Here is a 23,236-nt window from a genome sequence, read left to right as displayed (position 1 = left end):
CAGCATGGCCATCCATTCGCGACGCGATTTTCTGAAGTTCTCGGCCGGCCTCGCCGGCGCGACGGCCGCCACCGCACTGCTGCCGGAATCGATCCGCAAGGCGCTGGCGATCGAGCCGAACACCGTGACGGGCACGATCCAGGACGTGCAGCACATCGTCGTGTTCATGCAGGAGAACCGCTCGTTCGATCACTATCTCGGACACCTGAGCGGCGTGCGCGGCTACAACGACCGCTTCCCGGTCACGCTGCCAAGCGGCAAGCCGGTGTGGTTCCAGCCGCGCCAGGAGGACCCGTCGAGCGTGATCGCACCGTTTCGCTACGACACGACCAATCCGGGCGTCAACGCGCAATGTATCGGCGGCCTGCCGCATACGTGGGCGACGACGCACGGCGCGATCGACAACGGCCGCGCGGACCAGTGGGCCGTGCAGAAGTCGAACATGACGATGGGCTATCACGTTCGCGACGACATCCCGTTCCATTACGCGCTCGCGGATGCGTTCACGGTGTGCGACAACTACTTCTGCTCGATCCCCGGCAACACGCACCCGAACCGCATGTACCTGATGACGGGCATGGTCGATCCGCTCGGCACGGGCGGCGGCCCGTTGCTCGACAACACCGACTACATCGACAACCAGTTCGACAAGATCAAGTTGCCGCCTTTCAACTGGACGACCTACCCGGAACGGCTCGAAAAAGCCGGCATCTCGTGGCAGATCTATCAGCAGGGCACCGGCTTCGACAACTTCACCGGCAACTACGGCACGAACATGCTCGCGTGCTTCAACAACTTCGTGAACGCGCCGGCCGGTTCGTCGCTGCAGACGCGCGGGATGAGCACGCGCCCGATCACGCAGCTGAAGGCCGACGTGCAGGCGAATGCGCTGCCGCAGGTGTCGTGGCTGCTGCCGCCGGCTGCGTATTCGGAGCATCCGAAGTTCACGCCGCTGTACGGCGCGTACTACCTGTCGACGATCCTCGATGCGCTGACGTCCAATCCGGACGTGTGGAGCAAGACGGTCCTGCTGATCATGTACGACGAGAACGACGGCTTCTTCGACCATGTCGTGCCGCCGTCGGCGCCGACATTGCCGGGCTCCGGCATGAGCACCGTGGACGTGTCGCTCGAACGGCACGACGTCGTGACCGCGACGCAGGCCGGCACCTATACGGCCGACAACCTGCCGTACGGCCTCGGCCCGCGCGTGCCGATGTTCGTCGTGTCGCCGTGGTCGAAGGGCGGTTTCGTCTGCTCGCAGGTATTCGATCACACGTCGGTGCTGCAATTCATCGAGAAGCGCTTCGGCGTGATCGAGACCAACATCTCGCCGTGGCGCCGTGCGATCTGCGGCGACCTGACGTCGGCGCTCGACTTCTCGAAACCGGACGCGACGCTGCCGACCCTGCCGAGTACGCAGGCGTATGTCGCGCAGGCGGATCTGCAATGCTCGCGGGCGTCGTCGCAGACCGCGCCGGCCAGCACCGCGCAGCAGGTCGTGACCGCGCAGGAGCCCGGCACGCGGCCGGCGCGCGCGCTGCCGTACGAACTGCATGTGACCGGCCAGCTCCAGGCACAAGGCTACGCGCTGACGTTCGCGAATACCGGCACGCAGGGCGCGCACTTCTGGGTCTATACGGGCGACCCGACCGCGATGCCGCGCCGCTATACGGTCGAAGCCGGCAAGCAGCTGACCGATACGTGGGCGCTCGATGCGAACGGCAACTATCTGGTGAGCGTGTGGGGGCCGAACGGCTATTTCCGGCGCTTCGCGGGTTCGGCGGCTGCCGATGCCGCCGCCAAGCCTGAAATCACGCCGTGCTACGACACCGCGAACGGCGACGTGTACGTGACGATCGCCAATGCGGGCACCGGCCCGCTCACGGTCACCGCGACCGATGTCGCGTATGGCGGTGCGGCGCGCACGCTGACGGTTCCGGCCGGGCAGCGCATCGACGCGCACTGGGACCTGTCGTGCAGCAGCCACTGGTACGACCTGCAGTTCGCGGTGGCGGGCAATGCCGGCTGGGTGCGCCGCATCGCGGGGCACGTCGAGACCGGCAAGCCGAGCATCACCGACCCGGCCGCCGTCGCGCCGACGATCACGGCGATCTGAAAACGGCAACCGAAGCGACGACGCGCCGGCCGATGGAATCCGGCCGGCGCGTCCTCTTTGCAGATCGATGACGCCGCGGCGCTGGCGTCAGGGCAGGAGCCCGTCGTCGTGCGCCATCATCAGCGCGCGCATCGCGGGCCACATGCCGTAGTAATGCACGATGTAGCTGTCCGCGCGGCGAAACAGCCAGGGCGTGTTGAGGCTGACGAGATCGGCCACGCCTTCGCCTTGCAACTGCCCGTCGCGCTCCATCGCGCGAATGAAATGCAGCTGGTCGCCGTCGCTGGCATAGACGCTCGAGCGATCGTGCAGCGCGGCGATCGTCGCCATCAGGTCGCGCAGCATCGCATCGTTGCGTGCCGTGCGGCGAAACGCCATCACGCCCGAATTGAAGGCCCACTGGCCGATGTCTTGCGCGAGCAGCCAGTCGCGCCCCTCGAGCAGCGGCTCCAGCGGTTGCTGTTGGTTTGCGATCAGCACGTCGGCATCGAGCCATACGACCCATTCATGGTGCTGCAGGTAGGCGTGCAGCAGCCACGGCTTGAACCAGTTGCCCGTGGCGTTCAGCCCGATTTCGGCGGGAATGTCGCGATGCACGTAGAGCGTGTAGCCGTGCGCGTCGCAGTAGCGCCGGAAATTCCGCTCGGCGACACGTGCATAGCTGCCGATGTTCGGTGTGTACAGCATCATCAACGCAATCGGCCGGCCGGGGTTGTATGTGCTGCGCTCGCCAGCTTCGTCCGGCGCGGCGGCATCGTGGTCGAACGAGAACAGCGGCCGGCCGGCGGCGCGGCAGCGATCGACGTACGCGACGAGCGTGTCGCGAAAGCGCGGGGTCGCGCCTTTGCGTTCGGGATCGTGCGGCGTGTCGTCGAGGCTGATCGCGAACGTCGGCTCGCGGCTCCACATCGGATCGAGGTCGGGGCCGGCCGGCATCACCGCGTACAGCCCGTCGATCGGCGTCATGTACGGATGCGTATCGAGATCCGCGAACAGCGCGGCTTCCGACGTCAGCCGCGGCTCGCTGCCGAGCTTGCAGCGCTGCACGACCCGCATCGCGATCGCGCGCACGTCGGGCGTGTTGCGCCAGATCTGCACGTCGACTTGCGGCAGCGGCGACGCGAACGCGTCGACCAGCAGCATGTCTCGTCCCGTCATCAGGCGATCAAGCGCGACGGGCTCGATGATCGCCGCGTCTTCGCCGAGTAGCAGCACGAGTTCGCCGGGTTGCGCGCCGCGCAGCACGTGAAGCAGCGATTCGTAGCGATGCAGCGCGCGCAACGGCAGCGCCTGCGGCATGCCGGATGCGTCGACGATCTCGTGACGATAACCGTGCACCTGCGCGTACCGGCGATGGTTCTCGAGGCTCGCGGGCGCATGCTGGCTGAAGTGACTGAGGACGATCATCGCGCGCCCCGGACGACAGGACGCGCGCACACGATCTGCACGGTGTTCTTCAGCCCGGCGCTCCGGCCGGACATGCCGTTCCGCGAACGCCGCCCGAGCGCGTCGTGGCTTGACTGGAAGACTGGCGCGGCATCGTGTTCCATTCTGTGTGCCTTGGTCTTGATCGTGGTGCGGCGGGCTCGCGTGTTGCCCGCCCGAATGCCCGGAGCGAACCGGCCGCCGGGCGGCACGAGTATCGCATAACGGTCGGGCGGATTGGCCTGGCCGGGCCGGCCGCTGACGCTCCCTGACAATGTGCGGGCGGCGCTCCGCTAGAATGCCGGATTGCCGCCGCTTGACGCGGCCGGCGCATCGCGCGCTACACTGCGCGATGCCATCCCCGTTCAACCTTCCCTCCCGCCGACGATGACGTCTCCTGTCCTGACCGGCCTGCGCATCGGTATCACGATCGGATTGCGTGCGCCCGACGAAAGCCTGTGGATCAACGGCATCAAGCAGAACGCGCTGTTCCTCGCGAAGCTGCTGATGGCGTCGCCGCACGGCTACCGCGTGACGCTGGTCAACACGACCGACGTACCGCTCACCGACGCCCTGCCGTGGGATCGCAGCGTGTACGACACGCGCGCATTCGCCGACATGAAGGATGCGCTCGACGTGGTGATCGAGCTCGGCGGGCAGGTCAACGCCGAGCAGACGGCCTATCTGAAAGCGCGCGGCGCGAAGCTCGTCAGCTACTGCTGCGGCGTCGAGTACATCGCGGCGATGGAGTCGATACTGTTCGGCCGCCGGCTGTGGGATTCGCTGTTCATCAACCGCGGCTACGACGAGGTGTGGGCGATTCCGCAGATCGCGCCGTCGTCGCTGCCGTTCCTGCAGTCGCTGCGCCGCTGTCCGGGGCGCGTCGTGCCGTTCGTATGGGATCCGATGTTCCTGACCGAACGCGCGCGCTCGCTGCCCGAGCACGGCGAATACCGGCCGCGCAGCGAGCCCGGCAAGCGGCTCGCGGTGATGGAGCCGAACCACGACGTCGTGAAGTTCTGCGTGTATCCGATGCTGATCATCGACGAAGCGTATCGCCGCGACCCGGATGCGATCTGCTTCACGCACGTGACGAACGCCGATCGCCTCGCGCACGACAGCCCCGAGTTCGTGATGCTGATGAACTACCTGGACATCGTGCGGGCGGGCAAGGCGAGCTTCGTCGGGCGCTTCGAAACGCCGCTGTTCCTGGCCGACCTGACCGATATCGTCGTGTCGCACCAATGGTCGAACCCGCTGAACTATTTCTATTTCGACGTGTGCTGGCAGGGCTATCCGCTCGTGCACAACGCGAGCCTCGTGCCCGATCTCGGCTACTACTACCCGGACAACGACGTGCAGCAGGGCGCCGATGCGCTGCTGCGCGCGCTGCATACGCACGACGACGACTGGCAAGCGTATACGCGGCGCCAGCGCGAGATCCTCGGCCGTTACACGTCGGCGAATCCGGCGCTCGTCGCCGAGTACGACGCGCTGCTCGCGAACCTGATCGGCGCGACGGGAGTATAAAGCCGGTTTTCCGCGGCGCCGGCCACCATCGGGTTTGTCCCGCCCTCATGTCTGACGAAATAATGCCGTTAAAAAAGAAACCGCCGAACCCGATGAGTTCGACGGTTTTCGAAGGCACGAAATTGACGGCTCCGAGGGAAGTCCGTCGAAAACAAGTTTATAGGTTAACAACTCATTAAGATTGTTAAATATGGTTCAATCTATAATCTTCATATAATTGAAGTTGATATTATTGGATAAGCGGCGATTGATTCTGCTTTAAAATTTCATAATATCGTTTGAAACCTGAAAATTGAATGCTGCGATGATCGAATGACGCGCGGCACCTGGTTTCCGGCAGGAGACGGCACGTGCGGAGCCCGATGTCTCGAACCGGCATCTCGGGCACGGATGGTGCGCCATGCCATGGTATTTATCTGATCAATGGACGGTGCCCCGATTCGCACGACGATAAATCCGGGAAAAACCATTCGGATCAAACTGTTTGGATGAAAAAGATAAGCGGCTCGGATTTTGGTTTCTGTAATTCGTGTTGTGTAACCTGTCGCACTGTCGGCGTCGTGCGCGCGTGGTGTATTCCAGGTAAGCGAATATCGTAAAAATATCGAATTTGACGGCGCTGAAGCGAACAATACGCTCCCCGGAAAAAATCGACATGGCAGGTTTGGCCGGGTAGGCGGCGGAGCGCGTCGAGGTCGGCTCGTTCCGCTTATGTGTTGAGGTCGAGCCGCGATCGGCGGCTCGCCATTTGCCGGAGCGCCGGATGAATGCGGTCGAAACTCGCCAGGAGGCGAACCGGAAATCGAATCGCGATGAAATCGATCTTGTGTTCGGCACGCAGGACGATCATCCCGACCTTGTGTCGGTACGCAGTTTCGTCGAAAGCCGGCTCGGATTTGTGCACGAGCCCGTGTGCCGCGCCGATTTGTCGGGCGGCGTGCTGTATCAGGAACGCCTGGCGCGGCTGCGGTGGGGCGAACGCGATGCGCTGCCGCCGCTCGCCTTCCTGCCGCGCCTCGAAGCGCTCGGGCTGATGCGCTGGTTCGACCGGCTGGTGGTCGGTCGCGCGATCGACGCGCTGCGCGCCGATCCGGGCGCCGTGTACGGGTGCAACGTCGCGGCGGCAAGCGCGGTGCTCGACGATACGTGGCTGGCGATTTTCAGGCGCCTCGAGCGCGAGCCGTCGGTGGCGGCGCGGCTGGTGATCGAGATCACGGAGACGGGGCCGCTGAACCCCGTCGCGGGCCGGTCGTTCGTGAACCGCTTCCGGCAGGCCGGGTGCCGAATCGCGATCGACGATTTCGGCGTCGGTTTCAGCGCGTTGAACAATCTGGTGGTCGGCAATCCCGACATCGTGAAGCTCGACCGGTCGGTCCTGTCGTTGATCAAGCGCAACGCGATCGGGCGTTACCAGTTTCGCCGGCTGATCGCGTTTGCGCATGAAGGGGCGCGGCACGTCGTCGTCGAAGGTGTGGAAAGCGAGGCCGACCGGCAGATCATCATGGATGCCGGTGTGGCATGGGCGCAGGGCATCCGCTTTTCATGGCGGTCGCCGGCCGCCGCGTGAGCGTGGAAGCGGGCAGGGCGGCGCGCGGGAGGCGCGCCGGGAGCGAGACGAATCGAAAAAGGGGCGAGGGCATGGCGGAGACGAAAGCCGGAAGCGGAACGGGCACGCAGGCAACCGAGGTGCACGACCTGGTCGCGCTCGCCGAGCTGGCCGACATGCTCGGGCAACTGGGCGCCGAATCGACCGATGCGCCGACCGACGTCGCACCCTATCTCGACGGCCTGACGATCGTCGCGCGCCGCATTCAGCGAATGAGCCCGCTCGACGCGGGCGGTCGCGAACTCGCGGCGCGGCACTACTACGCGGGCGTCATCGCCGGCGCATGCGGCGACGAGTCGGCGATCGCGCGCGGCGTATCCGACAGCCTCGTCAGGCAATCGGGCGGTGCCGGCCGGCCGGCGGCCCGTTGTTTCGCGGTGCTCGTGCGCATCGGGCGACGGCATGGCCGTACGTTCGCCGCGCAACGCGGCGATCGGGTACTGGTGTAACGCGACCGGCGCGAGCGAAGGCGGTCAGCCGAGCGGGCGGCCGGCGAACAGGTGCTGGATCTGCGTGGAATAGGCGCGCACGTTGTGCTCGGCGAGCGTGTCGACCTGGTGCAGGCAGCGCCGGGCGGCCGCCGCGTAATCGTCGAGCCGCGCGTCATGCGTCTGCGCGGCGGTCGCGATCGCGCGCGCCGCATCGAAGATCTCGAAGTCCGGATAGTAGTAGCCCACGTCGCGCAGGAACGGCGAGTTGTGCACGAGCGGGTAGTTGCCGTACAGCGCGTCGTACAGCAGGTAGTTCAGGCCGTTTTCCCAGTGATGCGACACGACGATGTCGGTGTGATGCGCGGCCCACGCGACGAACGGCGCGCGCACGTCGGCGGTGGCCTTGCCGTCGCGCACCATTTCGAGGCCGAGCGCGAGATGCTTGAAGGCGACGTTTTCCTTCTTGTCGAACGTGTTGGTCATGTACACGTGCTCGACGAGCTCCGGATGATCGACGTAGCACGCGTTCGCGGCGAGCATCGGCACGATCGCGCTCTTCACGACGTTCAGGTTCGGCTCGAAGAACGCGATGCGCTTGGCCGGCCCGTGGTTGCGATAGCCGAAGCGCGCCTTCAGTTCGGGATCGGCATCGAGGCTGCGTTCGATGAAATACGGCGACCAGATATGCGGCAGCTCGATCACCGGCGCGCGGTACACGGCCTGGAAATACGCGGCGCAGGTATGCATGTGCTGCGGATTGGTCCAGATCTCGTCGAACTGCACGCGGTGCGGGTTCGGCCGCCAGTCGTTCTGCCCGAAGTTGATCGTCTCGACCGCGATCACGTAGTCGTTGCCGAAGCGGTACGACACGCACTTGCCGCCGCGCCGGCGCACGACCTCCGTATGCGACGGGTCGATGAACGCGTTCATCTCGATCAGCAGGTCGGTCTGGTGAACGACGGCCGACAGCGGCCGCAGCGCGTCGCCGAACGCGTCCATCATCAGCGCCTGCGGATACTCGGTGATGCCGTCGTCGTGCGCGAGCCAGACCTCGCCGATCAGCGGCGACTGCTTCAGCAGCATGTACAGATACACGCAGTGCTGGTTCGCGCCGTTGTACCAGATCGATTGCGTCGCGTCGCGTTGCACGTTCATCGTTATCGCGACATTGAGTTTCATCGGTTGCTCCGGGCGGATGGTGCGCGGCTTACGGCGTGTAGTTCTGCGACTGGCGCGGCACGTAGCCGGTGAGGTGCCAGCGGCCGTCGTCATCGAGGCGAAAGCTCAGCTTTTCGTAAGCGGTCGCGCCGCTCGCGAGCGTCGTCGCGTAGTCGACGTTCGCATACAGGCCGTCGGGCATCGACGACGAGTTCGTGTAGCGGATCCGCGTGATCTGCGCCCAGCCGCGATGGCTGACCGCACCGATCGACTGGCGTGCCTGCTGCATCTGCGCCGCGAACTGGTCCTGCTTGATGCGCGCCTTCACGAACGGCGCGGCGTCGGCCCATACGGCGCCGTACTGGCCGGCGTCGAGCTGCTTGAACACCGCATCGGAGTCGCGCAGCAGCGTGTCGGCCGATTCGCCGGCGGCTTGCGCGTGCGCGCCGATCGCGAGCGATGCGGCGGCGCAGCCGATCAGCCATTTTGCGCGGGTGAAGGATGTACGTGCGTTCATTGTCTGGGTCCGGAAAGGGCGGCGCGTCACGCGTCGCGATAGAGGGCGGCGATCGCGTCCGTATAGGCCGCGACGTTCTCGGGGTTGTAGATGCTGACCGAATCGAGCACGTGCTTCGACTGCTCGCGGTATGCGTCGAGGTTCGCGTCGTGTTCGGCGAACGCCTGCAACAGCGCGCGCCCGCCTGCCTGGCAGTCGAAGTCCGGATAGAAATACCCCGCCTTGCCGAGGAACGGCGAGTTGTGGATCAGCGGATAGTCGCCGTACAGCAGCTCGTAATACAGGTAGTTCTGCGCGTTCTCCCACGTGTGCGACACCACCGCGTCGCCGTACGCGGCCATGAACTCGTACACCGCATAGCGGCTTTCGAACGTCGTGATCCCGTGGTTCACGATGTCGAGGCTCTTCGCGAAGTGGATGAACGTCGTGTGATCCTTCAGGTGGATCGTGTTGCACACGCGCACGAATTCGAGGAATGCCGGGTTCGCGCGATATGCCTCTTCCGTGATCAGCATCGGAATGATGCTCGTCTTCACCATGCAGATGTTCGGCTCGAACATCGTCACGCGCCAGCGCGGCTTGCCGGGCTGATAGCCGAACGACAAACCGTCGCCGAGCGTCGCGCGCGCCTTGTCGAACAGCATCGGATGCCAGATGTGCGGGACGATCGTGACCGGCGCGCGCAGGCCCGTCTGGTAGTAGTGCAGGCACGAGCGCTCGAACTCGGGAATCGTCCACACCGCGTCGTACGGCGCACCGGAGAACAGGAAGCCCGACGGCTTGTCGAACATCGCGCGTTCGATGTCGATCACGTAGTCGTTGCCGACCCGCATCGTGACGACCTTGCCGCCGCGCTCGCGGAACGCGCGCAGGTAGTCCGCGCCGAACTGCGCGCTCATTTCGATCAGCACGTCGCAGCGCTCGAGCGCTTCGTCCATCGACAGCAGCGGCACGTTCCACTCGCCGAGCATCATCTGCGGATCGGCGACCTGCTCGCCGCCGTTCACCATCACGGCATCCGCGACGAGCGGCGACTGGCGCAGCAGGAGAATCAGCAGCAGGCAGTTCTGGAAAATGCCGTTTTCCCACAGCGACTGGCCGGCGCCGCGCACGAACAGCGACACGCCGACGACGAGACGCTTGCCCTCGCCGGGCGCTTGACGGGCATTGGAGTCCGACATGCGTAGGCTCCGGTTCAGGCGACCAGACGCGAGACGAACGCGTCGAGGTTCGCGGGGTTGTCGATCGAGACCGACTGCAGCAGCCGGCCGGCTTTCGCGCGGTAGTCGTCGAGGCGTTCGTCGTGATGCAGCCACGCTTCGAGCAGCGCGCGGCCGCCGGCGGCCGAGTCGAAGTCCGGGTAGTAATAGCCGGCGTCGCCGATCAGCGTCGAGTTGTGGATCAGCGGATAGCCGCCGTACAGCACGTCGTAATACAGGTAGTTCTGCCCGTTCTCCCAGTGATGCGACACGACCGCATCCGCGTGACGCGCCATGAAGCCCGGCAGGTCGAGTCGCGGTTCGAACGTCGCCTTGTGCTGGCGCACGAGATCGAGGCTGTTCGCGAAGTGCACGAAGGTCGGATGCGCCTTCATGTGCATCGAGTTGACGACGAACATGTGTTGCACCGCATCAGGCCGCGCGCGGTAGAGCTCGTCGCATGCGAGCATCGGGTAGTGGCAGGACTTGGCGACCGAGATGTTCGGTTCGAGCGTCGCGAGCTTCCACGGCCGCGGGCCGGGCCGATAGCCGAACGTCGCGCCTTCTTCGGCGAGCGCGGCCACGCGGCGTTCGAGGAAGTACGGCGACCAGATGTGCGGCATCAGGTGGACGGGCGCGCGCAGGATCGTGCGCAGCATCGGCGCGGCGGTCTTGTCGTATTGCGGCAGCAGCCACACTTCGTCGAACGGTGCGCCGTTGAACACGTGCCCCGACGGTTTCCCGAATATCGGCGTTTCGCCCAGGCCCGCATACACGTGCCCGCAGAAGAAGGCGGCGATCTTCTTGCCGAGCGCCTTCATGTGCCGCAGCCATTCGACCGGCAACTGCGCGCCCATTTCGATCACGACGTCGAGTTCGTGCGTGACGTCGGCGGGTTTCACGAGCGGGATGTCGAGGCCGTCGAGCTCGAGGCCGGCCGGCAGTGCGGCGGCGTCGCCGCCGTTCAGGAAATAGACGGGGCCGACGCGATCCGAGCGCTTGAGCATCATCGCGAGGAACGCGATGTTCTGGTGAATGCCGTTTTCCCAGATCGCCTGGCCGTCGCGCGCAAACAGCGAGATGCCGACCGCCGGCCGTTGCTTGCGGGTGCCGCCCGCGGCGGCTTCATTGATGTCCGTCACCGGTTGGTTTTCCTCTGCGGCGTCGTGCGTCCGGGCATCGCGTCGAGCGTCTGGCCGGCAGCGGCGCGCCGTGGATCGTCATGGTTGGATTCGCGCCGGTGCGCCGCGGTACGCGAATCGGGCGACGGGATTCGCGCGGGCGGCAGCCGGATTCCGGCGTGTCGCCGGGCGCGCCTGGCACGGCGCGCATCGGGCAGGCTGCCCCGGCGACTGTCTGCGGCGATTGTGGCATGGAAACCGCCGGTTTTGGCAGGCCGTGACGAACTTTGACATAGCCGCCGGCCAACGCGAACGGGCGCCGGCGAAGCGGCGCCCGTTCGCCCGGCGGCATCCCGGCGCGGGCGGCCTGCCGGATCGCGCGGCCGCGTCGGCGGCCGCAGGCGGCTCACTGCTGCAGCCGGATTTCGACGCGGCGGTTGCTGGCGCGGCCTTCCGGCGTCGCGTTGGAGGCGACCGGATCGGCCTTGCCGCGGCCCGAGACCGTCATCGAGTCGGTCTTCAGCCCGTGCGCCTTCAGATAGGCGGCGACCGATTCGGCGCGGCGCTTCGACAGCGCGAGGTTGTAGTCGTCGCTGCCCACCGAGTCGGTGAAGCCGGTGACCGTCACCTGCGAGTACGTGCGGTCGGCACGCTCGCTCAGCAGCCGGTCCAGCGATTCGCGCGCGGTCGGCGCGAGCGTCGCGTGGTCGGTGGCGAACAGCGCGTCGCCCGACAGGTTCACGCGTTCGACGACGGCGGCCGCGGGTGCGGGCGTGGCGGCCGAAGCCGCTTCGGCCGGCGCGGCGCCGCACTGGAAGACCAGCGTGGCCGGATCGGATTGGTCGCGCAGCGCGCGGGCCGAATCCACGGCGCGCACGGGCTCTTCGCCGCAGATCTTGCGAGCAGCCTTCATGCAGGTCTGCGGGCCCGACAGCAGGCCGTGGCAGTCCACCTGGAAGGTGCGCACGCCGTCGCGCGGCTGCAGTTCGGAGGCGCTGAAGGTCGGGCCGGATGCGGTCGAGCACGCGGCGAGGGCCGTTGCGGAAAGCGCGAGCGCAAGAGCGAGTTTGTTCACGGTGACGTCCTTAAAGCTTGGGTTGACCGACACCCGCCACGCATCGCGCGAGCAGGCTCGTCGTGCCGTCGCGGCCGCGGGCCGGCCGGCTGGCGAGCCGGTCGGCCGGGCGGCGCGACGCGTTACTTCCACTGATACAGCATGCCGGCGCCGATCACCTTCTGACCGCCGCTGAAACCGCCGTTGATCGACGCCTTCAGGTTCTCCGTGATGCGCGCCTGCATGTTGACCGCCATCGCCTTCTGGCCGAGGAAGGTCGACGTACCGATACCCATCCCGAAGTTGGCGTCGCGATCGAGCTGCGGGATCGACGCCATCGCGCCGACGGCCGCGATACCCTGCTTCGCCATCTGGTCGGTCTGCTGCAGTTGCGAACCCAGCGAGTTGATCTGCGCCTGCTGGCCCGACAGTGCCGTCGACAACGTCGTCTGCACCTGCGTCAGCTGGTTCACGTTCACCGCGTCGGTGCCTTGCGTACCCGGCGCGACGTTCGTGATCTGGCGCTGCTGCTGGTCGCTGCCGACCGACACCACGTTCGAGCGGCCGCCGTCGTTCGAGCCCGCGCCGATCGCCACCGAGTTCGAGCCGGCGGTGACGGTCGGGACGTCGGTGCCCTTGCCGTTCATGTCGGCCGCGATGCCGTTGTTGTTCGCCGCACGCGTCGTGTTGTTGTTGAGCGTCGTCGACAACTGGTTCAACTGGTTGTTGATGTTCGTCACGCCGGTCGACAGCGATGCCACGTTGCTGTTCGTCGTGCTCAGGCCGGTGGACAGCGAACCGATGCCCGTCGAAGTCGACGTGGACAGCGAGTTGACGTTGCTGTTCACCGTGCTGAGGCCCGTCGACAGCGAGTTGATCGCGGTCGAGGTCGACGTGGACAGCGACGCCACGTTGCTGTTCGTCGTGCTGAGGCCGGTCGACAGCGAGTTGATGCCGGTCGACAGCGACGCGACGTTCGACGCGGTGGACGTCGACAGCGAGGTGATCGCGTTGTTCGTCGCGTTCAGCTGGCTGCCGTTGATCGCGTCCGTGCTCGAGGCCGAGATCCGGCCCGCGGCGACGTTCGTGATCTGGCGTTCCTGGCCCGGGGCACCGACGCTCACCACGCCGACCGGCGAGCCGCCCGCGAAGGAGTACGTGACGCCGCCGATCGTGGCGCTCGAGGTGCCGACGGCTGCCGCCGTGACCGAGTTCGCGCCGAGTGCGATCGAGTTCGCGACGTTCGCTTGCGCGTTCGTGCCGAAGGCGAGCGCGTCGGCGGCCGTGGCCTGGGCGGCCGAGCCGTAGGCCTGGGCGCCGGTGGCGCTGGCCGTGGCCTGGTTGCCCAGCGCGATCGTGTTGTCCGCGGTGGCCTGGTTCGCGCTGCCGAGGGCGAGCGCGCTGGCGCCGTTCGCGGTGTTCGCGTTGCCGAGCGCCACTGCGCCGTTGCCGGTCGCCGTGTTGTTTGCGCCCGTCGCGACCGCGCCGTCGCCGGACGCCGTGTTGCCGGAGCCGATCGATACCGCCTTGCCGCCCGTTGCCGATGCGTTCTGGCCGATCGCGACCGCGCCTGCCGTCTGCGCGTTCGAGCCGTCGCCGACTGCCACGCTGCTGGCGCCGGCCGCGCTGGCGTTCACGCCGGCGGCGAGGGCGTTGGTGCCCGTGGCGCCGTCGTTCGCGTAGTTGGCTTGCTGCACGCCGTTGTCGTTGACGCTGTAGTAGTGCGTCTTCGCGGCTTCGATCGCGGTCGACGTGGAGGTCGACAGCGACGACACCGAGCTGTTCGTGCTGCTCAGGCCGGTAGACAGCGAGCCGATGCCGGTCGACGTCGAGGTCGACAGCGACAGGATCGTGCTGTTCGTGCTGCTCAGGCCGGTGGACAGCGAGTTCAGGCCGGTCGAGGTCGAAGTCGACAGCGACGTGATCGAGCTGTTGGCCGACGACAGGCCCGTCGACGTGGAGGTCGACAGGGAGGTGATCGAGCTGTTGGCGGACGACAGGCCGGTCGACGTGGAGGTCGACAGCGACGACACCGAGCTGTTCGTGCTGCTCAGGCCGGTGGACAACGAGTTGATGCCGGTCGAGGTCGACGTGGACAGCGACGTGATCGAGCTGTTGGCCGAGGACAGGCCGGTCGACGTCGAAGTCGACAGCGAGGTGATCGAGCTGTTGGCTGAGGACAGCCCCGTCGACGTCGAAGTCGACAGGGACGACACCGAGCTGTTGGTCGAGCTCAGGCCGGTCGACAGCGAGCTGATACCGGTCGACGTCGAGGTGGACAACGACGTGATCGAGCTGTTGGCCGACGACAGGCCGGTCGAGGTCGAAGTCGACAGAGACGTGATGGAGCTATTAGCCGACGACAGGCCGGTCGACGTCGAGGTGGACAGCGAGGTGATCGAGCTGTTAGCCGACGAGAGGCCAGTCGAGGTCGAGGTCGACAGCGACGTGATGGAGCTGTTAGCCGACGAGAGGCCGGTCGAGGTCGAGGTCGAGAGCGACGTGATCGAGCTGTTAGCCGAGGACAGACCCGTCGAGGTCGAGGTCGACAGGGACGTGATCGAGCTGTTAGCCGACGAGAGGCCAGTCGAGGTCGAGGTCGACAGGGACGTGATGGAGCTGTTGGCCGACGACAGGCCGGTCGAGGTCGAGGTCGAAAGCGAGGTGATCGAGCTGTTAGCCGACGACAAGCCGGTCGAAGTCGAGGTCGACAGAGACGTGATCGAGCTGTTGGCGGACGACAGGCCGGTTGAGGTCGAGGTCGACAGAGACGTGATGGAGCTGTTAGCCGACGACAGGCCGGTCGAAGTCGAAGTCGAGAGCGACGTCACCGAGCTATCGGTCGAGCTGAGACCGGTCGACAGCGAATTGATACTCGTCGAGGTCGAGGTCGACAGGGACGTGATCGAGCTGTTAGCCGACGACAGGCCCGTCGAGGTCGAAGTCGAGAGCGACGTCACCGAGCTATCGGTCGAGCTGAGACCGGTCGACAGCGAATTGATACCCGTCGAGGTCGAGGTCGACAGGGACGTGATGGAGCTGTTGGCCGACGACAGACCGGTCGAGGTCGAGGTCGACAGCGACGTGATGGAGCTGTTAGCCGACGACAGACCCGTCGAGGTCGAAGTCGAGAGCGACGTCACCGAGCTATCGGTCGAGCTGAGACCGGTCGACAGCGAATTGATACCCGTCGAGGTCGAGGTCGACAGGGACGTGATCGAGCTGTTAGCCGACGACAGGCCCGTCGAGGTCGAGGTCGAGAGCGACGTGATCGAGCTGTTAGCCGACGACAGGCCCGTCGAGGTCGAGGTCGAGAGCGACGTGATCGAGCTGTTAGCCGACGACAGGCCGGTCGAAGTCGAGGTCGACAGCGACGTGATGGAGCTGTTGGCCGACGACAGACCGGTCGAGGTCGAGGTCGAGAGCGACGTGATGGAGCTGTTAGCCGACGACAGACCCGTCGAGGTCGAAGTCGAGAGCGACGTCACCGAGCTATCGGTCGAGCTGAGACCGGTCGACAGCGAATTGATACCCGTCGAGGTCGAGGTCGACAGCGAGGTGATCGAGCTGTTGGCCGAAGACAGGCCCGTCGAAGTCGAGGTCGACAGCGAAGTGATCGAGCTGTTGGCCGACGACAGACCGGTCGAAGTCGAGGTCGACAAGGACGTGATCGAGCTGTTAGCCGACGACAGGCCCGTCGAGGTCGAGGTCGAGAGCGAAGTGATCGAGCTGTTAGCCGACGACAGACCGGTCGAAGTCGAGGTCGAGAGCGAAGTGATCGAGCTGTTAGCCGACGACAGGCCGGTCGAAGTCGAGGTCGACAGCGACGTGATGGAGCTGTTAGCCGACGACAGACCCGTCGAGGTCGAGGTCGACAGCGACGTGATGGAGCTGTTAGCCGACGAGAGGCCCGTCGACGTCGAAGTCGACAGAGACGTGATCGAGCTGTTGGCCGACGACAAGCCAGTCGAGGTCGAAGTCGAGAGCGAGGTGATCGAGCTGTTGGCCGACGACAGGCCGGTCGAAGTCGAGGTCGACAGGGACGTGATCGAGCTGTTGGCCGACGACAAGCCAGTCGAGGTCGAAGTCGAGAGCGAGGTGATCGAGCTGTTGGCCGACGACAGGCCGGTCGAAGTCGAGGTCGACAGGGACGTGATCGAGCTGTTAGCCGACGACAGGCCGGTCGAGGTCGAGGTCGACAGGGACGTGATCGAGCTGTTAGCCGACGACAGACCGGTCGAAGTCGAGGTCGACAGGGACGTGATCGAGCTGTTGGCCGACGACAAGCCAGTCGAGGTCGAAGTCGAGAGCGAGGTGATCGAGCTGTTGGCCGACGACAGGCCGGTCGAAGTCGAGGTCGACAGGGACGTGATCGAGCTGTTGGCCGACGACAGGCCCGTCGAAGTCGAGGTCGACAGCGACGTGATGGAGCTGTTGGCCGACGACAAACCGGTCGAAGTCGAGGTCGACAGGGACGTGATCGAGCTGTTAGCCGACGACAGACCGGTCGAAGTCGAGGTCGACAGCGAGGTGATGGAGCTGTTCGCCGACGACAGACCGGTCGAGGTCGACGTCGACAGGGACGTGATCGAGCTGTTGGCCGACGACAGGCCCGTCGAAGTCGAGGTCGACAGCGAGGTGATGGAGCTGTTCGCCGACGACAGGCCCGTCGAAGTCGAAGTCGACAGAGACGTGATGGAGCTGTTGGCCGACGACAGGCCCGTCGAAGTCGAAGTCGACAGAGACGTGATGGAGCTGTTAGCCGACGACAAGCCAGTCGAAGTCGAGGTCGAGAGCGACGTGATGGAGCTGTTAGCCGACGACAGACCCGTCGAAGTCGACGTCGACAGCGACGAAATGGCGCTGGTCGCGGTACCGACTTGTTGGGCGACGGAATACAGCTGGCTGCCGTTGATCGCGTCGGTACTGGTCTGGGTCACTTGGCCGGCAGCGACGTTGGTGATCTGCCGTTCCTTGTTGAGGTCACCGACGCTGACGGTGCCGACCGGCGTGGCGCCAGCGAATCCGCCGAACGTCACGCCGTTGACGGTCGCGCTGCTCGTGGGATTGGCCGGGGCGGTCACCGAGTTCGCGCCGAGCGCGACGGAGTTGTTCGTGCCGGCGACGGCGCCGGTGCCGATGGCGACGGCGTCGGTGCCCGTCGCGGTGCTGTCGGGGCCGGTCGAGTTCGCGTGGAAATACTTGATGCCCTGGCTGTTGATGTTGTCGATCGCCGAGCCGACGCTGTTGGCGGTCGAGGTCGTGCCGTTCGCGTTGTACGTGGTGTACGACGGGGCCGAGACCTTGCCGGTCGTCGGGTCGTACGTCGACCCGCCGCCAAGTGCCGACGCGGTGCTGCTACCGAGGTTGTCCGTCTTCGTCGAGACCGTGCTGATTCCGGTCGACAGCGAGTTGATGCCGGTCGAGGTCGACGTAGACAGCGATGTGATCGAGCTATTGGCCGACGACAGGCCGGTCGAGGTCGAAGTCGACAGCGACGCAACCGAGCTGTTGGTCGAGCTCAGTCCGGTGGACAGCGAGTTGATGCCGGTCGAGGTCGACGTGGACAGCGACGTGATCGAGCTATTGGCCGACGAGAGGCCGGTCGACGTGGAGGTCGAAAGCGACGCAACCGAGCTGTTAGCCGAGCTCAGGCCGGTGGACAGCGAGTTGATGCCGGTCGAGGTCGACGTAGACAGCGACGTGATCGAGCTGTTGGCCGACGAGAGGCCGGTCGAGGTCGAAGTCGAAAGCGACGCAACCGAGCTGTTAGCCGAGCTCAGGCCGGTGGACAGCGAGTTGATGCCGGTCGAAGTCGACGTGGACAGCGACGTGATCGAGCTGTTGGCCGACGAGAGGCCGGTCGACGTGGAGGTCGAAAGCGACGCAACCGAGCTGTTGGTCGAGCTCAGTCCGGTGGACAGCGAGTTGATGCCGGTCGAAGTCGACGTAGACAGCGACGTGATCGAGCTATTGGCCGACGACAGGCCGGTCGACGTCGAGGACGAAAGCGACGTCACCGAGCTGTTAGCCGAGCTGAGACCGGTGGAGAGCGAGTTGATGCCGGTCGAAGTCGAGGTCGACAGCGAAGTGATGGAACTGTTGGCCGACGAGAGCCCCGTCGACGTGGAAGACGAAAGCGACGTGACCGAGCTGTTTGCCGAGCTGAGGCCGGTGGACAGCGAGTTGATGCCCGTCGAAGTCGACGTCGACAGCGAAGTGATCGAGCTGTTGGCCGACGACAGGCCCGTCGACGTGGAAGACGAGAGCGACGTAACCGAGCTGTTTGCCGAGCTGAGGCCGGTGGACAGCGAATTGATGCCGGTCGAAGTCGACGTCGAAAGCGACGAGATCGAGCTGTTAGCCGACGACAAACCCGTCGAAGTCGAGGTCGACAGGCTCGTGATGCTCGACGTCGTCGTGCTTGCCACGGCGTAGAGCTGGCTGCCGTTGATCGCGTCGGTGCTGGTGCTGTTAACGAGGCCCGCCGCGACGTTCTGAATGCGGCGCTCCGCGTTCGGCTGGCCGACGCTGACTACACCACCTGCCGAGCCGGCGCCGGCGTAGTTGCCGAATGTCTGACCACCGATGGTCGTGCTGCTGACCGCCGTGGTGCCAGCGGTCGTCGTCGACAGCGCACTTGTCGTAACGGAGTTGTAGCCGAGGGCGACCGAGTTCGCGACATTGGCGGTCGACGCGACGCCGATCGCTACGGCGTTCGAGGCCGATGCGACGGAGTTCTGCGCGAACGCGACCGAACCCGCCCCCGACGCTGTCGAGTTCGCACCGAAGGCGGTCGCATAACTGTTCGATGCCACGGCGGCGGAACCCACGGCCACGGCCCCGGCACTACCGCTGGCCGTCGAGCCGTTGCCGAGTGCAACCGCGTCTGAGCCGCTGGCGATTGCGGTTGCCGCAAAGCTGCCGACGTTGCCCATCGCGATTGCGCCGGTGCCCGTCGACGTCGCGGAATTGCCGATTGCGACCGAGCCGTTCGTACCTGTGGCCGTGGACCCACGGCCGATTGCAACGGAGGTATTGATCGCGTTGGTGTTGGTGCCGAGCGCGACCGAATCGGTGCCGCTGGCCGATGCGTTGGAGCCCAGCGCGGTTGCGCCGCTCGCGGAAGCATTCGAGAACCGACCCAGTGCGATCGAATTGGTACCCGACGCAACCGCACCACCCGTGCCCGAACTGTTGCCGCCACCGATCGCGATCGAGCTGCTGCCCGATGCCGTGGTGTCGTTGCCCACCGCGGTTGCGCCCGTGTTCAGCGCTTTCGCACCGGAGCCGATACCGATCGCGCTTGCGCCGGTCGCCGTCGTGGCCTGGCCGAACGCCTGCGAATAATTGCCCGATGCCGTCGCGTTTGCGCCGATCGCAATTGACGTCGCACCGCTGGCCGTCGTTGTGCTGCCGTTGTTGCCCCCGATGGCGATCGCCTGAGCGCCCGTAGCGGAGACGCCACCCCCGCTATTGCCAGCCACATACTGCGCATGCGCGACGCTTGCCCCCGCGACGAGAACGGCGGTTGCCACGGCCTTCACGACAGCCGACTTGTTCGGCTTGCCCCGTGCCGAATCGTGTTCCGATGCCGCGACCCAGGCGCCAAGCGCTTCGTTCCAGATCGAGCGGTATGTGCGGTTCATGTCCTGCTACCTCCAAATGTGCACGCCACACACCGGTCTCTTTGGTTAGAGGATTACTCCGTGCGCTCGCGCGAATCTCAAAATTGATGGGCGGAGTTTATTGGAGGTGGATTTTAGAGATTGACAAACAGTGATAAATGAAGTGTTTTTAAAGTTAAAGAATGGTTAATGCGACGTGTTTTGATGCATTGGAGAAGAATGAATTTGAAAGATGTAAGAATGTGTCGTGTATGGTTTGAATTTCTCTTGGGTCATCTAAATTTTCATATAAAAATCAATGGCTTGAGCGTCTGGTGTGCGGTAGACAACACATCGCACAGGCTCAAAAGTAAGACAAATGAAATAGCAAACGTTTGCGCGTCGCAGAATTCTTTCGTGTTTGTAATGTTTTTTGGTGCGCTGAGGAATAACGTTTTTATCTGATTGTTAATCTGTTAATTTGTCACGTTGGTCGAATTTGTTTTTATATTTATTGCTTATCAAATAATTAAATTTATCCGATACGAAGCCCATCTGACTGTGCTGATGTGCGCATCGTGTCCGGCGCAGACGCCCGTATGACGGGCGTTCTGGGTCGCCCGACCGGCCGAGGGTGTAAAAAAGTGCTACGGCGCCCCAAATGAAACAATCCGTGGGAATTTATCGAATTTGTCCTATTGACTATCACGCCTGAATTGGAGTTAAGGCGGAATCGACGCGCATGCGGGAGCCCGGGCGGGCGCGCTCGCGGCGGGCGTTTCGCGGGGTGTCGACAGTGCGTCGAAGACGGCCTGTCAGCGTCGAGTCGGAGGGCTCGAAATGTCAGATCCGGGATGCGGCAATTTGTCCGCGATGCCGGCGACGGCTCGACGTGTCGAATAAAAAGAGGGAGAGATCGGATGTGTCGGGCACGCCACATTCGACCCATGGGTATGGACCGAACCGGGTGCTTGCCGCCCGACCCGCGGCAAGTACCCGGCCTTACTTCTTCATGAACCGCAGCGCGAACCGCGCCATTCGCGGCACGAACATCGGGCGCAGCAGCCGCTTGTCGTAACCGGCCATCCGACGGTCGTTCTCCGCGAGGCACAGCTCGATCAGCTCGCGCGGGTTCAGCGCATCGCCGATGTCCGCGGTGCTCGTTGCCGGGAAGTTCGCGTCGTGCGCGACGCCATCGGCGTCAATGCCGCGCGCAATGCCGATGCGTTCGCGGATCAGGTGCACCCATACGGCCGCGACGCGTACGAAGAACCACGGCCGGCGCCACCACGGCAGGTTGCGCCAGTGCCACGCGAACCAGTTCACGAAGAACAGGATGTGGCGGCCTTCTTCCTGGATCACCGGTTCGAAGGTTTCGACGAGTTCGGGCGGGAAATAGCCGGAGCGCTGCGCGGAACGGAACAGGCCGAACGCGAAGAAGCTGTCGATGCACTCGCTGAAGCCCGTGACCATCCATGCCCATTCGGCATGCTTCGGCGCCGGGTAGGCCGGCTCCGGCGCGAGCGCGATGCCGTACGCCTCGACGAGCTTCGACAACACGACCTTGTGGCGGGCTTCCTCGCCGCCGTCCATCTCGAGCGCGCGGCGCAGCAGCGGATCGTCGACCGTCGCGGCGTAGGTCGCCACGCGGATCGACGCGCGGCCTTCGGTTTGCACGGCGATGTCCCAGATCGGCAGTGACGTGAGCCGCCTGAGTTCGGCCGGCTGGAGCGCCGGCCAGTCGATCACGGCCGGTTTGTACGGGTTGTGTGTGTCGAGCAGCATCCGACAGAACATCTGCTTGTGCGCGTCGGAACCGATCCGGACCGGACCTTGCCGCTCGAAGGTCCAGTTGCGCATCGCGTGATCTGCGGCTGCATGCTCTTCCTGCAGCGTGTCGGTCATGGCTATTGTTGTGCGATTACGGATCGAAAGATTCTTGCACAGCTTCCGTCATCGCGTATTTTCGAGTGGCCATGGGCACGCCGGCCCCGCGCGCGTCACGCGTTCGTGTCGACCCAGAGGCGGCCCCAGCGCGATGCGTAGGCGAGGGCGTGCTCTTCCTCGAAGAAGAAATCGATCGCGTCGAACGACACGGAGCGCGGCGACGGGCCGCCGCTCGCGCGTTCGATCGTCAGGTTGGCGGCGAACAGCCCGTTCGGCAACCGGGCGGCAGCGGGAGCGACTTCGTAGCCCTTGTAGCGGATCGTACGGTTCATGGCGTGCGCGGAAAAAGTTCGGACTTTCAGCGTACGCAAAGCCGCCGGTTGCGTGAACCAATCTTTCGGCCAATGCAAATGACGCGGCGGGCTGAATCGTTATCGGGGCGGTACGCGGGAATCGTGCTTTCGGCAGGCGTGGCGGCACGCCCGGCACCGCGCCACGCGTCGGAGGAGGCGGCGCACGCCCTCGTCGAATCCTGTCGAGCGAGGGCGTGCGGCGGAATGCGGGGGTTACTGGTTGGCGACCTTCAGCACGGGGGCGAGCGCGTCGACGGATGCCGCATGCGAGGCCGCACGATGCGACGCGAACGCGAGCGCGAATTCGGCCGCTTGCGTGCCGACCGTCTCGAGTTGCGCGACGACCTTCGGATCCGAGCAGCTGTCGGCGCTTTCGAAGCGCGTTTCCAGCGTGTTGACCGTTGCGCCGAACGGCGTCGGCCAGCCGCGCAGCGCATGGACGATCGAGCGCAGCGACGTGAGTACGGTGCCGGCCGCCTGCCAGCCGTAGGCGGTGACGATCAGGCCGACCGCGCGGCCGTCGAGATACGGGCGTTCGTCCGCGCGCAGTTCCTCGAGCGTGTCGAGTGCGTTCTTCACGAGGCCGGACACGCCGCCGTGATAGCCGGGCGTCGCGATGATGATCGCGTCGGCCTGGCGCACGGCGTCGATCAGCTCGCGCTGCGCATCGGTCAGCGTCTTGTGTTCGGGGGCGTAGTGCGGCAGCGTATGCAGGAACGGGCCGTCGAACAGGCGCGTGCGCGCGCCGGCGGCCTGCGCGCCGCGCAGTGCGAACGACAGCGCGCGTTCGGTCGACGACGCGGCTCGGGTGGTACCACCGATGCCGACGACGAACGGGCGGCGATGTTGATCGAATGCAGTCAAGAGGCGCTCCTCGGAAATGGCTTGCCCGGCTAAGCACAGGCTTAAAACCAGATGGTAACGACCCCGTCGCCACTCTGAAAACGACTTTTCGTTCTATCGATATACCACGCGGCAGGGGGCGACCGTGTGCGCTGCCCCGCAGATCGATAGCAGAAATGCTTGGTTGGGACGGTGCGCTATGGTCGATAAGATGGGCTCGTCTCCTCCATGATGTCTCTACTGACATGGGTTGGCCCCGCCGCGCGGATGCAGGCGGGGCTTTTTTTCGGTTCATCGAGGATTACCGGGGAACGCGGCGCGAATCTTGAGGAAGAAGTATTCGTCGTCGCGGTACCCGTAAGCTCGACGCTTGATGACCTTGATGG

General features: G+C 65.0%; 14 protein-coding genes. 4 read left to right on the top strand and 10 right to left on the bottom strand.

What is annotated here, in order from left to right; genetic code table 11:
- The first annotated feature begins 4 nt into the window (after window positions 1-4).
- A complete protein-coding gene (locus HWX62_RS30100) occupies window positions 5-2,119 on the top strand; it encodes a phospholipase C, phosphocholine-specific (protein WP_175932783.1) in 2,115 nt (704 codons plus the stop codon).
- 87 nt (window positions 2,120-2,206) lie between these two features.
- Here the strand turns inward: HWX62_RS30100 and HWX62_RS30095 are convergent, their stop codons facing one another.
- Window positions 2,207-3,526 (bottom strand): galactosyl transferase GMA12/MNN10 domain protein, encoded by a 1,320-nt coding sequence (locus tag HWX62_RS30095; protein WP_175932784.1) that lies wholly within the window; start codon window positions 3,524-3,526, stop codon window positions 2,207-2,209.
- Window positions 3,527-3,931: 405 nt separating this feature from the next.
- On the opposite strand from HWX62_RS30095, the gene HWX62_RS30090 reads away from it, so the two are divergent.
- The 3 genes from HWX62_RS30090 to HWX62_RS30080 all read left to right on the top strand — a co-directional run bounded on the left by HWX62_RS30090 (window position 3,932) and on the right by HWX62_RS30080 (window position 7,129).
- Complete coding sequence (locus HWX62_RS30090) at window positions 3,932-5,074, top strand: DUF2827 domain-containing protein (protein WP_175932785.1); 1,143 nt, start codon at window positions 3,932-3,934, stop codon at window positions 5,072-5,074.
- A 763-nt stretch (window positions 5,075-5,837) separates the two neighbouring features.
- Window positions 5,838-6,641, top strand: a complete 804-nt coding sequence (locus HWX62_RS30085; protein WP_175932786.1) for an EAL domain-containing protein — start codon at window positions 5,838-5,840, stop codon at window positions 6,639-6,641.
- Window positions 6,642-6,712: 71 nt separating this feature from the next.
- Window positions 6,713-7,129 carry a hypothetical protein gene (locus HWX62_RS30080; RefSeq protein ID WP_175932787.1) on the top strand — a complete coding sequence of 139 codons (417 nt, stop codon included), beginning with the start codon at window positions 6,713-6,715 and terminating at the stop codon, window positions 7,127-7,129.
- 24 nt (window positions 7,130-7,153) lie between these two features.
- Here the strand turns inward: HWX62_RS30080 and HWX62_RS30075 are convergent, their stop codons facing one another.
- From HWX62_RS30075 to HWX62_RS30035, 9 genes are all read right to left on the bottom strand, one after another.
- Window positions 7,154-8,290 carry a DUF2827 family protein gene (locus HWX62_RS30075; RefSeq protein WP_175932788.1) on the bottom strand — a complete coding sequence of 379 codons (1,137 nt, stop codon included), beginning with the start codon at window positions 8,288-8,290 and terminating at the stop codon, window positions 7,154-7,156.
- Between the two features lie 28 nt (window positions 8,291-8,318).
- Entirely contained in the window at window positions 8,319-8,786 is a 468-nt protein-coding gene (locus tag HWX62_RS30070; RefSeq protein ID WP_175932789.1) for a DUF4019 domain-containing protein, read from the bottom strand.
- Between the two features lie 26 nt (window positions 8,787-8,812).
- Entirely contained in the window at window positions 8,813-9,967 is a 1,155-nt protein-coding gene (locus HWX62_RS30065) for a DUF2827 domain-containing protein (RefSeq protein ID WP_175932790.1), read from the bottom strand.
- 14 nt (window positions 9,968-9,981) lie between these two features.
- A complete protein-coding gene (locus HWX62_RS30060) occupies window positions 9,982-11,127 on the bottom strand; it encodes a DUF2827 domain-containing protein (protein WP_175932791.1) in 1,146 nt (381 codons plus the stop codon).
- A gap of 385 nt (window positions 11,128-11,512) precedes the next feature.
- Window positions 11,513-12,181: an OmpA family protein gene (locus HWX62_RS30055; RefSeq protein WP_175932792.1), complete on the bottom strand. Its 669-nt coding sequence runs from the start codon at window positions 12,179-12,181 to the stop codon at window positions 11,513-11,515.
- Between the two features lie 122 nt (window positions 12,182-12,303).
- Complete coding sequence (locus tag HWX62_RS30050) at window positions 12,304-19,809, bottom strand: YadA-like family protein (protein WP_175985307.1); 7,506 nt, start codon at window positions 19,807-19,809, stop codon at window positions 12,304-12,306.
- Between the two features lie 960 nt (window positions 19,810-20,769).
- Complete coding sequence (locus tag HWX62_RS30045; protein WP_175932793.1) at window positions 20,770-21,672, bottom strand: ferritin-like domain-containing protein; 903 nt, start codon at window positions 21,670-21,672, stop codon at window positions 20,770-20,772.
- 95 nt (window positions 21,673-21,767) lie between these two features.
- Complete coding sequence (locus tag HWX62_RS30040; protein ID WP_006480563.1) at window positions 21,768-21,986, bottom strand: hypothetical protein; 219 nt, start codon at window positions 21,984-21,986, stop codon at window positions 21,768-21,770.
- 234 nt (window positions 21,987-22,220) lie between these two features.
- Entirely contained in the window at window positions 22,221-22,871 is a 651-nt protein-coding gene (locus HWX62_RS30035; protein WP_012339459.1) for an NAD(P)H-dependent oxidoreductase, read from the bottom strand.
- Window positions 22,872-23,236 lie beyond the last annotated feature (365 nt).

The organism is Burkholderia sp. BCC0506 (genome assembly GCF_902833145.1).
GTDB lineage: Bacteria > Pseudomonadota > Gammaproteobacteria > Burkholderiales > Burkholderiaceae > Burkholderia.
The sequence above is the reverse complement of the archived record's forward strand: the minus strand, read 5'-3'. Positions and strand labels throughout refer to the sequence as shown.